Here is an 11,903-nt window from a genome sequence, read left to right as displayed (position 1 = left end):
TCACACGAGCATCCGTTCTCGCCATGGACCAAATCCACGACAGGCTCAGGCGCCCCACTCCGCGCGACAACGGCGTGTCTCAGATCTACGTAGACATCCGGTGTCCCAGATCTACCCAGACTGAACACGACGAGCCGCCGGAGCGCGGCTACACGCCGGCGGACCGGCTCGATGGCGAGCCGCTGTGGCAGGCGCTGGCCACGCTGCCGCCGCGGCAGCGCGCGGTGCTGGTGCTGCGCTACTACGAGGACCTGACCGAGGGCGAGATCGCCGTCGCGTTGGGCATCAGCACCGGGACGGTGAAGAGCCGGGCCAGCCGGGCGATGACGAAGCTGCGGGCCGCCCTGGCCGAGACGACCGGCTCGCCGGCCGGGTCCGGGATGGCCTGATCGGGCTCAGGTCAAGCCCGGCCGGTGAGCCGGTTCAGGTCGGCGCGGCAGCGGCGCTCCAGCTCGTCCAGTTCGGACAGGGCGGCGTCGATGTCGCGCCGGCGCTGTTCCAGCTCCTTGCGCCGGTCCTCGATCTGGTCGAGCAGGTAGCGCAGCTGGCCGGTCTCGCCGGGCTCGGCGTCGTACATGCCGATGATCTTCTTGATCTCGTCCAGCGGGAAGCCGAGCCGCTTGCCGCGCAGCACCAGGCCCAGTCGGACCCGGTCGCCGTCGGCGAAGATGCGGCGGGTGCCGTTGCGGGCCGGGGTGAGCAGGCCCTGCTCCTCGTAGAACCGGATGGTCCGCAGCGTGACGCCGAACTCGTCGGCCAGTTCCGCGATGCTCCACGTCCGTTCTGCGTCCACCACAGTCTCCTCGTTCCAACCCCTGGTCCGGGCCTCCAACTTACGTTAACGTAAACGTCAAGTAGTGGAGGTGCCACGATGTTCGAGCTGTCCGCGGATCACGAAGAGTTCCGCTCGGTCGTCCGCGACTTCGCCAGGACGCGGATCGCGCCGCACGCCGCGGAGTGGGACCGCAAGCACGAGTTCCCCGTCGACGTCGTGCGGGCGATGGGCGAGCTGGGCCTGTTCGGCCTGACCGCGCCGGAGGAGTACGGCGGCGCCGGCGGCGGGCTGACCAGCCTGTGCGTGGCGATCGAGGAGATCGGCCGGGTCGACCAGTCGATGGGAATCACGCTGGAGGCGGCCGTCGGGCTGGGGATCACGCCGATCCTGTCCTACGGCAGCGACGAGCAGAAGGCCCGCTGGCTGCCCGACCTCATCGCCGGGCGGGCGCTGGCCGCGTTCGGCCTCACCGAGCCCGGCGCCGGGTCCGACGCGGGCGCGACGGCGACCCGGGCGACGCTCGACGGCGACGAGTGGGTCGTCGACGGCGCCAAGCAGTTCATCACGAACTCCGGCACCGAGCTGACCAGCTGCGTCACCATCACCGCGCGCACCGGCGAGCGGCCGGGCGGGGGCGCCGAGATCTCCGCGATCATCGTCCCGGCCGGCACGCCGGGCTTCATCGTCGAGCCGGCCTACGACAAGCTCGGCTGGCACGCGTCGGACACCCATCCGCTGACGTTCGACGGCGCCCGGGTGCCGGCCGGGAACCTGCTCGGCGAGCGCGGCCAGGGGTTCGGTCAGTTCCTCGCCACCCTCGACGACGGCCGCATCGCGATCGCCGCCCTGGCCGTCGGCTGCATCCAGGCCATGCTCGACGCGTCGCTGCCGTACGCGCAGGAGCGGACGTCGTTCGGCGTGCCGATCGGCGCGAAGCAGGCCGTCGCGTTCCAGATCGCCGACCTGCACGTGATGGCGCAGGCCGCGCGGCTGCTGACGTACCGGGCGGCGGCGCTGCGCGACGCCGGTGCGCCGGCCGAGCAGGTCAAGCAGGCGGCGGCGTCGGCCAAGCTGTACGCCACCGAGTCCGCCGTCACCGCGACCCGGATCGCCACCCAGGTGCACGGCGGCTACGGCTTCATGGAGGAGTACCCGGTGGCCCGCTTCTACCGCGACGCGAAGATCCTGGAGATCGGCGAGGGCACCAGCGAGATCCAGCGGCTCGTCCTCGCACGCGGACTGGGGCTGCCGGTTCAGGCATGATCGTGCCGTGAGCGAAAGGGGCGCCGTGGGGCGCGACCACTACGCCGAGGTCGGGGCGGCCCGGAAGGCCACCGAGGTCCCGTCCGAGGCCGGCGCCGCCAAGCTCGCCGCCCAGGGCAAGCTCTACGTCCGCGAGCGGATCGACCTGCTGTTCGACGCCGGCACCTTCGTCGAGGACGGCCAGCTCGCCAACGCGCTGGCGACCGGGCTGCCCGCCGACGGCGTCGTCACCGGCCGCGGGCTGGTCGAGGGCCGGCCGGCGCTCGTCGTCGCGAACGACCCCACCGTCAAGGCGGGCTCGTGGGGCGCCCGCACCGTCGAGAAGATCGTCCGCGTCACCGAGACGGCGCTGCGCGACGAGCTGCCGGTGTTCTGGTTCATCGACTCCGCCGGCGCCCGCATCACCGACCAGGTGGAGCTGTTCCCCGGCCGTCGCGGCGCCGGGCGGATCTTCCACAACCAGGTCGCGCTGTCGGGAAAGGTGCCGCAGATCTGCTGCCTGTTCGGGCCCAGCGCGGCCGGCGGCGCCTACATCCCGTCCTTCTGCGACATCGTGATCATGGTCGAGGGCAACGCGTCGATGTACCTCGGCTCGCCGCGGATGGCCGAGATGGTCGTCGGCGAGAAGGTGACGCTGGAGGAGATGGGCGGCGCCCGCATGCACGCGACGGTGTCCGGCTGCGGCGACAACCTCGCCGCCGACGACGCCGAGGCGATCGACCAGGCCAAGGCGTTCTTCTCCTACCTGCCCGGGTCCTGGCGCGCCGCGCCGCCGGCCTACGCCGCGGGGCCGCCGTCGCGTGAGTTCGAGCGGGACCTCGTCCCGGCCGAGGAGTCGGTCGGCTACGACATCCACGACGTCATCGACGCGCTCGTCGACGACGGCTCGTTCTTCGAGGTCAAGCCGTTGTTCGCGGCGGAGCTGGTGACGGGGTTCGGGCTGCTGGAGGGTCAGCCGGTCGGCGTCGTCGCGAACCAGCCGGCGGTCAAGGGCGGCGTGCTGTTCACCGACTCCGCGGACAAGGCGGCCCGGTTCATCTGGCTGTGCGACGCGTTCAACGTGCCGCTGGTCTACCTGGCCGACGTACCCGGCTTCATGATCGGCTCGGTGGTGGAGCGCGAGGGGATCATCCGGCACGGCGCCAAGATGATCACCGCGGTGGCCGAGGCGACGGTGCCGACGGTGTCGGTCATCGTCCGCAAGGCCTATGGTGCGGGGCTCTACGCGATGTGCGGGCCGGGGTTCGGACCGGACGCCTGCCTCGCGCTGCCGACCGCGAAGATCGCCGTCATGGGCCCGGAGGCCGCGATCAACGCGGTGTACTTCAACAAGATCGCCGCCATCGACGACGAGGACGAGCGGGCGGCGTACGTGGCCGGGCTGCGGCTGGAGTACGAGGCCGACATCGACATCCTGCGGCTGGCGTCGGACCTGGTCATCGACGCGATCGTGGAGCCGGAGGAGCTACGGGGTCAGCTGGTCGCCCGGCTCGCGGCCGCCGCCGGCAAGGACCGCCGCTTCTCCGACCGCCGCCACGGCGTGCCGCCGGTCTAGCGGGCGCCCGTCTAGCGGGCCGCCCGGCGGGCGCGGCGCCGGACCGGCTCGTGGTCGGGGTCGGTGCGCCACAGCTCGGTGATCGAGACGCCGAGCCGGCCGAGCAGCGTCCGCAGCAGCGGCAGCGACAGCCCGACGACGGCGTGGTGGTCGCCGTCGATGGCGGTGACGAACGGCCCGCCGAGGCCGTCGATGGTGAACGCGCCGGCCACCCGCAGCGGCTCGCCGGTGGCGACGTAGGCGCGGATCTCGGCGTCGGACAGGTCGGCGAAGTGGACCGTCGTGCTCGCGGTGTCGCCGACGGCGCGGCCGGTGCCGCCGTCCTCGGGCTCGCGCAGGTCGATCAGCCAGTGGCCGGTGTGCAGCACGCCGGACCGGCCGCGCATCAGCCGCCAGCGTCGCACCGCGTCGACGGAGTCGGCCGGCTTGCCGTGGATCTCGCCGTCCAGCTCCAGCACGGAGTCGCAGCCGAGCACCACCATGCCGGCGAACGTCTTGCCGGCCACCCGCTCGGCCTTCGCCCGGCCGAGCAGCAGCGGGACGTCGTGCGGCGGCACCGGGCCGCGGGACCGGGCGTCGGCCAGCACCGCGTCCTCGTCGACGCCGGAGACCTGGACGACGGGCTCGATGCCCGCCGAGCGCAGGGTCGCCAGCCGGGCGGGGGACTGGGAAGCGAGCAGCAGGCGCACCACGGGACCTCACGTTACCGAAAATGATCATCGGCGGTCGATCCCTGAATCAGGTTCGACCGCCGACGATCATCGGGTGGTCATGGTCACCGAGAGGTTAACGCCAAGTCGGCCGTCTTGTCTCGGACCTCGCCGCCGTCGGCGAACACGTCACCGTGCCGGTCGGAGTTGTAGACCGCCAGATCCAGCAGCCCCTCCCGCTTCGCGACGATGGTCGGCACCAGCGCCTGCCCGGCGACGTTGACCGCCGTCCGGCCCATGTCGAGGATCGGGTCGACGGCCAGCAGCAGGCCGACGCCGGCTAGCGGCAGCCCCAGCGTCGACAGCGTCAGCGTGAGCATGACGGTCGCGCCCGTCGTGCCGGCCGTCGCCGCCGAGCCCACGACGGAGACCAGCGCGATCAGCAGGTAGTCCGACACGGACAGGTCCAGGCCGAAGAACTGCGCGACGAAGATGGCCGAGATCGCGGGGTAGATCGCGGCGCACCCGTCCATCTTCGTCGTCGCGCCGAACGGCACCGCGAACGAGGCGTAGGACCGCGAGACGCCGAGGTTGCGCTCGGTGACCTGCTCGGTCACCGGCAGCGTGCCGACCGACGAGCGGGACACGAAGGCCAGCTGGATGGCCGGCCAGGCGCCGGTGAAGAACTTGACCGGGTTCAGGCCGTGCGCCCGCAGCAGGATCGGGTAGACGACGAACAGCACCAGCGCGAGGCCGATGTAGACGGCCAGCGTGAACCGGCCGAGCGAGCCGATCGCGTCCCAGCCGTAGTCGGCGACGGCGTAGCCGAGCAGACCGATGGTGCCGATCGGGGCCAGCCGGATGATCCACCAGAGCACCTTCTGCACGATGGACAGCGCGGCCCGGTTGAAGGCCAGGAACGGCTCGGCCTTCTCGCCCAGCTTCAGCGCCGCGATGCCGATCGCCGCCGACACGACCACGAACTGCAGCACGTTGAAGCTGAGGCTGGTCGCCGCGGCGCCGGTCTCCGGGTCGATCGACGTGTTCGCCGTCAGGGCGAGGAAGTTGGTCGGCACCAGGCTGGTGAGGAACGCCCACCAGTCACCGGTGCGGCCCGGCTCGGCCGCCTGGTCCTGGGTGACGGACGTGTGCTCGCCCGGCTGCAGGATCAGGCCGAGCGCGATGCCGATCCCGACCGCGACCAACGCGGTGAGCGCGAACCACAGCAGCGTCTGCCCGGCCAGCCGGGCCGCATTGGTGACGTTGCGCAGGTTCGCGATGCTCGCGACGATCGCGGTGAAGATCAGCGGGATGACGGCGGCGCGCAGCAGGTCGACGAACAGGCCGCCGACGGTGTCGAGGGTGCTGGTCAGCCAGTTGGGGTTGCCGTCGGCGGCCGGACCCAGCTCGCGGGCGACCAGGCCGAGGACGACGCCGAGCGCCAGGCCGATGAGGACCTGGATGGAGAAGGAGGGCAGGCGAAGGCGGCGCGTGGGCGCGCCGGCGGTCGCAGTGTCGGACATGCGAAGACCTTCCGGAACACAGGGGAGGACGAGGTGAGGGGCGGTGGCCGCGCGGCCAGCGCGGCGAGCTAGCCGCGACAGGCGGAACTGGCCTGCCGTCGCAGATCGACGTGCAGGCGCTGCGTGAGGCCCCAGATGTTCACCATGTCAGCGTGCTCAACGAGAGGCGATGAGCTGGCTATTCCCGGTTCGGGAGATTTCTCCGACTTTCAGCCCGGAGTCGATGGCGTACCGGGCCAGCCGCGCGAGGGCGTCCGCCTGCGTGGTGGCCGGCAGGTCCGCGACCACGCCGTGGACGCTGCGATAGACGAAATACTCGGCCACCTCCGCTCCCGACTCCAGCGTGAGCCGGTAGTCCGCCGACGCCAGCAGCACCCGGTCGTAGTTCGGCTCCGTCTCGTCCATGCGGGCGAGCTGGGTGTCGTCCAGCCAGAGCAGCATCGCTGTGTGCAGCGTGTGTCCGGCGGCCGCGTACGGCGCGTAGGGGATGTAGCCGGCCCGGCTGACGTGCGCCGAATGGCCCACGGCCAGGCCGTCCACCCGGGTCGAGAGGACGGGGATGGCGAAATCCGGGCCGCGCTCGGCGAACTTGTGCCAGAGCTGGCTCGGCGACGCGTTGGAGCCGACGGCCAGCAGCGGGCGCCGTCCGTCCAGGCGCAGGCCGGCGGGCAGCGGGCGTACGTCGGTGCCGGTCACGAGACAGGAGGCCATGACCGGCCGCCCCGGATAGCCGGCCGGGTGGACGAGCGGCGCGGAGGTCAGAGGCGGGCCAGCGCCTCGCGCAGCGGGTCGAGTCCGATCGAGCCGAGGTCGAGCGCCGCCCGGTGGAACTCGCGCAGGTCGAAGGCGTCGCCTTGACGGCGGCGGGCGTCGTCGCGGGCGCCCAGCCAGATCCGCTCGCCGACCTTGTACGACGGCGCCTGGCCGGGCCAGCCGAGGTAGCGGTCCAGCTCGAAGCGGAGGAACTCGTCGGGCATCCGGCAGTGCGCCCGCAGGACGCGTACGCCGACTCCGGCGTCCACACGCCCGCCGGCAGCCCGTCCGACGCCACCAGCGACGCCGGGATCTCCTTGCCGAGGTGGAAGCCGATGTCGACGACGACGCGGGCGGCGCGGAAGGACTGGCTGTCGAGCATGCCGAGCCGGTCGCCGGGGTCGTCGAGGAAGCCGAGGTCGGCCATCAGCCGCTCGGCGTAGAGCGCCCAGCCCTCGCCGTGGCCGGAGACCCAGCACAGCAGCCGCTGCCACCGGTTCAGCACGTCGCGGCGGTACATGACCTGCGCGACCTGCAGGTGGTGCCCGGGCACGCCCTCGTGGAACACCGTCGTGGCCTCGCGCCAGGTGGAGAACTCCTCGACGCCCTCGGGGACGGACCACCACATGCGGCCCGGGCGGCTGAAGTCGTCGCTCGGGCTGGTGTAGTAGATGCCGCCCTCCTTGGTCGGGGCGATGCGGCACTCCAGCCGGCGGATCGGCTCCGGGATGTCGAAGTGGACGCCGTTCATCGCCTCGATGGTGCGGTCGGACAGCTTCTGCATCCACGCCTGCAGCCCGTCGGTCCCGGCGATCTTGCGGGCCGGGTCGGCGTCGAGCGCGGCGACCGCGTCGTCGACGGTGCCGCCGGGGACGATGTCCTGCGCGACCTCGACCAGCTCGGCCTCGATCCGGGCCAGCTCGGCGACGCCCCACTCGTAGGTTTCGTCCAGGTCGATGGTGGCGCCGAGGAAGTAGCGCGACGCTACGGCGTAGACGTCGCGGCCGACGGCGTCCTGCTCACGGGCCGCCGGTGCGACGGTCTCGCGCAGGTAGCCGCCGAACGAGGCGAACGCCTCCGACGCCGCCGCGGCGGCGGTGTCCAGGTCGGCCCGCAGCTGCTCCGGGCCGCCGGCGGCGAGGCCGCCGAAGAACGTCGTCGCGATCCGGCCGGCCTGCTCGGCGACGGCGAGCACCTGGCGGCGCGCGGGCGGCCGGCCGGCGGCGACGTCGGCGTCCATCGTCGCCCGGTACTGCTCCAGCGCCTGCGGGACGGCGCGCATCCGGGTGACGATGTTCGCCCACTGCTCGGCGGTGTCAGTGGGCATCAGGTCGAACGTCTCGCGGGCCCAGTGCATCGGGCTCTCGATGACGTTGAGGTTGCGGTTCAGCCCCGCGTCGTCGAGCTCGAGGTCCAGCGACAGCCGCTCGCGCATCGACTCGCCGGCGACCCGTTCCCGCTCGTCGGCGGCGGTCGCGGTGGCCAGCGCGGCCAGCGTCCGCTCGGCCAGCGCCCGCCGCTGCGCGAACCCGTCCGGCGACAGGTCGGTGCTCTGCGCGTCGTAGCCGCTCAGGCCGGCGTAGGTGGCGGTGTACGGGTCGAGGGCGGCGTACTCGTCGACGTAGGCATCGGCGATCTCGTCGACGGAGCGCGAGGGCTGCGGGGTCGTCACCCAGCGACCCTATCCACTGAAAGGCTCAGCGGGGCAGTGCGCTGGCCCGCCAGGCCCCGGCGCCGGGCGCGAGCGGCGTCTGCCGCCGCTGCCAGTATGACGCCCATGACGATCGCGGCGGGGCCGACGGCGCGCGCCCGGCCGCCGCCGTCGCCGTCAGCGCGACGACGAGCGCGGCCACCTCCTCGTCGGTCGGATTGCCCCGGACGACCCGGAACAGCGGCGCCTCGCTCACGTCACGAGCCTACAGCGGGATGTTGCCGTGCTTCTTCGGCGGCAGCGTCTCGCGCTTGGTGCGCAGCGCCCGCAGTGCCTGGACGATCGCGATGCGGGTCCGCGACGGCTCGATGACGGCGTCGACGTAGCCGCGCTCGGCCGCGACGTAGGGGTTGGCCAGCGTGTCCTCGTACTCGGTGACCAGCTCCGCGCGCCGCTCGGCCGGGTCGGCGGCGTCGGCCAGCTCGCGCCGGTACAGGATGTTGACCGCTCCCTGCGCGCCCATGACGGCGATCTGCGCGGTCGGCCAGGCGAGGTTGACGTCGGCGCCGAGGTGCTTGGACCCCATGACGTCGTAGGCGCCGCCGTACGCCTTGCGGGTGATGGTGGTGACCAGCGGCACGGTCGCCTCGGCGTAGGCGTAGAGCAGCTTGGCGCCGCGCCGGATGATGCCGTTCCACTCCTGGTCGGTGCCGGGCAGGAAGCCGGGCACGTCGACGAACGTGAGGACGGGGACGTTGAACGCGTCGCAGGTGCGGACGAACCGCGCGGCCTTCTCCGACGCGTCGATGTCGAGGGTCCCGGCCAGCTGCAGCGGCTGGTTCGCGACGACGCCGACGGACTGGCCCTCGACCCGGCCGAAGCCGACGATGATGTTGCCGGCGAACAGCGGCTGCACCTCGAGGAAGTCGCCGTCGTCGAGCACGGCCTCGATGACCGCGTGCATGTCGTAGGGCTGGTTGGCGCTGTCGGGGACGAGCGTGTCCAGCGCGAGGTCCGCGTCGGTGGGCTCCAGCGACGCGACGGCGTCGGGGAACGACGGCGCCGGGTCCAGGTTGTTCTGCGGCAGGTACGACAGCAGCGCCTTCACGTAGTCGACGGCGTCGGCCTCGTCGGCGGCCATGTAGTGGGCGTTGCCGCTCTTCGTGTTGTGCGAGCGAGCGCCCCCGAGCTCCTCGAAGCCGACGTCCTCGCCGGTGACGGTCTTGATGACGTCGGGGCCGGTGATGAACATGTGCGAGGTCTGGTCGACCATGACGGTGAAGTCGGTGATGGCCGGTGAGTACACGGCGCCGCCCGCGCACGGGCCCATGATCAGCGAGATCTGCGGGATGACGCCGGACGCGTGCACGTTGCGGCGGAAGATCTCGCCGTAGAGGCCGAGCGAGACGACGCCCTCCTGGATGCGCGCGCCGCCGGAGTCGTTGATGCCGATCATCGGGCAGCCGGTCTTCAGCGCGAAGTCCATGACCTTGACGATCTTCTCGCCGAACACCTGGCCGAGGCTGCCGCCGAACACGGTGAAGTCCTGCGCGAACACGGCGACCTGGCGGCCGTCGACGGTGCCGAAGCCGGTGACGACGCCGTCGCCGTAGGGCCGGTTGGCGTCCATCCCGAACGCGGTGGAGCGGTGCCGGGCCAGCTCGTCGAACTCGACGAACGAGCCCTCGTCGAGCAGCAGCGCGATCCGATCCCGGGCGGTGCCCTTGCCACGCGCGCGCTGCTTCTCCACGGCCCGCTCCGAGCCCGCGTGGACGGCGTCGTCGATCCGCTGCCGCAGGCCGGCGAGCTTGCCCGCCGTCGTGTGGACGTCCGGAACGTCGGCTGTCATCAGGAGGCCCTCCGTCGCTCGTCGAAGCCATTGCAGGGTAGAACACCGTGTCTCGCTCTGTGGGGCACGGCCACGGCGTTCCACGTCGGCTGTCTACGCTGGACGCATGGCCTCCACTGCCACCGGATCCCGTGAAGCGGCGCGCTTCGAGATGCCCGAACGGCTGCGTGCCGACGTCCGGCAGCTCGGCGACGCGCTGGGCCAGGTGCTGCGCGAGTACGGCGGCGACGCCCTGCTGGCCGACGTCGAGCGGCTGCGCGAGCTGACCATCGCCTCGCACCACGAGGACCAGACGGTCGCCGACGACGCCGCCGCGCTCGCCGAGCAGCTCGTCGCGTCGTGGAGTCTCGACCGCGCCGACGAGGTCGCCCGCGCCTTCACCGTCTACTTCCACCTGGTCAACGCCGCCGAGGAGTACCACCGGGTCCGCTCGCTGCGGGCCGGCGACCGCGCCGACCACCCGCTGGCCGGCACCGTCGCGAAGGCGGTCGAGGACGTCGCCCGGCTGGCCGGGCACGACAAGGCCAAGCACCTGCTGGACGGGCTGGAGTTCCGGCCGGTCCTGACCGCGCACCCCACCGAGGCCCGCCGCCGGGCCATCGTCACGTCCATCCGGCGCATCGCGCACCTGCTGGAACGCCGCGACGACCCCCGCCTGGGTGCGTCGGAGGACGCGGAGACGCACCGGATGCTGCTTGAGCAGATCGACGTGCTGTGGCGCACGGCGCCGCTGCGGGTGGACCGTCCCGGCCCGCTGGACGAGGTCCGCACCGCGATGTCGGCGTTCGACGACGTCCTCTTCCACGTCGTGCCGCAGGTGTACCGGCGCGCCGAGATGGCGCTGGCCGGCGGCGCCGAGACGGTCGCCGCGCCGCAGGTCCCGGCGTTCGTCCGGCTCGGCTCCTGGATCGGCGGCGACCGCGACGGCAACCCGCACGTCACCAGCGCCGTCACCCGGCAGGCGATGGCCATCCAGTCCGACCACGTGCTCCGGGCGCTGGAGTCCGCGTGCACCCGGGTCGGCCGCGGGCTGACGCTCGACGCCGGCAGCACGCCCGCCGCCACCGAGCTGCGCCGCGTCCTCGCCGACGCGCAGGCCGCGCAGCCGGAGCTGTACGCCGAGCTGGCGGCGCGCTCGCCGAACGAGCCGCACCGCATCGCCGTCCTCTACGCAGCCGCCCGCATCGGCGCGACCCGCCGGCGCGACGCCGACCTCTCCTACACGTCGGCCGCCGAGCTGCTGGCCGACCTGCGCGCCGTCCAGGCCAGCCTGGCCGAGGCCGGCGCCGCGCGGCAGGCCTACGGCGAACTGCAGGGCCTGATCTGGCAGGTCGAGTCGTTCGGGTTCCACCTGGCCGAGCTGGAGGTCCGCCAGCACAGCGCCGTGCACCGGGCGGCGCTGGAGGAGATCCGGGCCGGCGGCGTGCTGTCCGACCGCACCGAGGAGGTGCTGGCGACGATCCGGGTGATGGCGCAGATCCAGGCCCGGTTCGGCGCCGACGCGTGCCGCCGCTACGTCGTCTCGTTCACCCAGTCCACCGACGACGTCGCCGCCGTGTTCGAGCTGGCCCGGCACGCGCTCGACGGCCGGCCGATCGCCCTGGACGTCGTGCCGCTGTTCGAGACCGGCGCCGACCTCGCGGCCTGCGTCGGCATCCTCGACGGCGTGCTGGAGCTGCCCGAGGTCCAGGCGCGGCTCGCCGAGACCGGCCGGCGCATGGAGATCATGCTCGGCTACTCCGACTCGGCGAAGGACGTCGGGCCGGTGTCGGCGACGCTCGCGCTGTACGACGCGCAGGACCGGCTCACGGCGTGGGCCCGGGAGCACGAGATCACGCCTGTCTCTTATACACATCTGACGCTGCCGACGACTTAATAGGTGTA

The 11,903-nt window shown here is 72.4% G+C and carries 11 protein-coding genes and 1 pseudogene; 4 read left to right on the top strand and 8 right to left on the bottom strand.

Translation table 11 applies throughout. The features are described from left to right. Positions 1–23 precede the first annotated feature (23 nt). Positions 24–389, top strand: coding sequence for an RNA polymerase sigma factor (locus C1I92_RS31460; RefSeq protein ID WP_267896779.1), 366 nt, complete (start codon positions 24–26; stop codon positions 387–389). Between the two features lie 11 nt (positions 390–400). Here C1I92_RS31460 and C1I92_RS31455 read toward each other — a convergent pair whose 3' ends face one another. After that, a complete protein-coding gene (locus tag C1I92_RS31455; RefSeq protein WP_199521785.1) occupies positions 401–793 on the bottom strand; it encodes a MerR family transcriptional regulator in 393 nt (130 codons plus the stop codon). A 78-nt stretch (positions 794–871) separates the two neighbouring features. Between C1I92_RS31455 and C1I92_RS31450 the strand changes: the two genes are divergently transcribed. Further along, positions 872–2,038 (top strand): acyl-CoA dehydrogenase family protein, encoded by a 1,167-nt coding sequence (locus tag C1I92_RS31450; RefSeq protein ID WP_111258576.1) that lies wholly within the window; start codon positions 872–874, stop codon positions 2,036–2,038. 25 nt (positions 2,039–2,063) lie between these two features. After that, positions 2,064–3,593, top strand: a complete 1,530-nt coding sequence (locus C1I92_RS31445) for an acyl-CoA carboxylase subunit beta (protein ID WP_111258575.1) — start codon at positions 2,064–2,066, stop codon at positions 3,591–3,593. A gap of 11 nt (positions 3,594–3,604) precedes the next feature. On the opposite strand, the gene C1I92_RS31440 is transcribed toward C1I92_RS31445, so the two are convergent. The 7 genes and pseudogenes from C1I92_RS31440 to C1I92_RS31415 form a co-directional block, all read right to left on the bottom strand. Continuing rightward, positions 3,605–4,285: a Maf family protein gene (locus tag C1I92_RS31440; protein ID WP_111258574.1), complete on the bottom strand. Its 681-nt coding sequence runs from the start codon at positions 4,283–4,285 to the stop codon at positions 3,605–3,607. A gap of 83 nt (positions 4,286–4,368) precedes the next feature. Then, on the bottom strand, positions 4,369–5,766 hold the full coding sequence (locus C1I92_RS31435) for a dicarboxylate/amino acid:cation symporter (protein WP_111258573.1): 1,398 nt from the start codon (positions 5,764–5,766) through the stop codon (positions 4,369–4,371). A 68-nt stretch (positions 5,767–5,834) separates the two neighbouring features. Beyond that, the gene (locus tag C1I92_RS35720) at positions 5,835–5,912 is read right to left on the bottom strand and encodes a putative leader peptide (RefSeq protein ID WP_369124145.1); all 78 of its coding nucleotides are present in this window, start codon (positions 5,910–5,912) and stop codon (positions 5,835–5,837) included. A gap of 10 nt (positions 5,913–5,922) precedes the next feature. After that, entirely contained in the window at positions 5,923–6,462 is a 540-nt protein-coding gene (locus C1I92_RS35510; protein WP_111258572.1) for a hypothetical protein, read from the bottom strand. 62 nt (positions 6,463–6,524) lie between these two features. Then, positions 6,525–8,191 (bottom strand): annotated as a pseudogene (locus C1I92_RS31425) (DUF885 domain-containing protein). Positions 8,192–8,216: 25 nt separating this feature from the next. After that, entirely contained in the window at positions 8,217–8,426 is a 210-nt protein-coding gene (locus tag C1I92_RS31420; protein ID WP_111258571.1) for an acyl-CoA carboxylase subunit epsilon, read from the bottom strand. A gap of 9 nt (positions 8,427–8,435) precedes the next feature. Next, complete coding sequence (locus C1I92_RS31415) at positions 8,436–10,019, bottom strand: acyl-CoA carboxylase subunit beta (RefSeq protein ID WP_111258570.1); 1,584 nt, start codon at positions 10,017–10,019, stop codon at positions 8,436–8,438. Between the two features lie 106 nt (positions 10,020–10,125). On the opposite strand from C1I92_RS31415, the gene C1I92_RS35900 reads away from it, so the two are divergent. Continuing rightward, positions 10,126–11,895 carry a phosphoenolpyruvate carboxylase gene (locus tag C1I92_RS35900; RefSeq protein WP_111258569.1) on the top strand — a complete coding sequence of 590 codons (1,770 nt, stop codon included), beginning with the start codon at positions 10,126–10,128 and terminating at the stop codon, positions 11,893–11,895. Positions 11,896–11,903 lie beyond the last annotated feature (8 nt).

The sequence above is a fragment of the Jiangella anatolica genome (genome assembly GCF_003236295.1).
In the GTDB taxonomy this organism is placed as follows: Bacteria; Actinomycetota; Actinomycetes; order Jiangellales; family Jiangellaceae; genus Jiangella; species Jiangella anatolica.
This window is presented reverse-complemented; position numbering and strand designations above follow the sequence as displayed.

Coding starts and splice junctions, on each gene's coding strand:
- C1I92_RS31460 (WP_267896779.1), top strand. CDS start 24: ATGGACCAAATCCACGACAGGCTCAGGCGCCCCACTCCGCGCGACAAC.
- C1I92_RS31450 (WP_111258576.1), top strand. CDS start 872: ATGTTCGAGCTGTCCGCGGATCACGAAGAGTTCCGCTCGGTCGTCCGC.
- C1I92_RS31435 (WP_111258573.1), bottom strand. CDS start 5,766: ATGTCCGACACTGCGACCGCCGGCGCGCCCACGCGCCGCCTTCGCCTG.
- C1I92_RS35720 (WP_369124145.1), bottom strand. CDS start 5,912: ATGGTGAACATCTGGGGCCTCACGCAGCGCCTGCACGTCGATCTGCGA.
- C1I92_RS31415 (WP_111258570.1), bottom strand. CDS start 10,019: ATGACAGCCGACGTTCCGGACGTCCACACGACGGCGGGCAAGCTCGCC.
- C1I92_RS35900 (WP_111258569.1), top strand. CDS start 10,126: ATGGCCTCCACTGCCACCGGATCCCGTGAAGCGGCGCGCTTCGAGATG.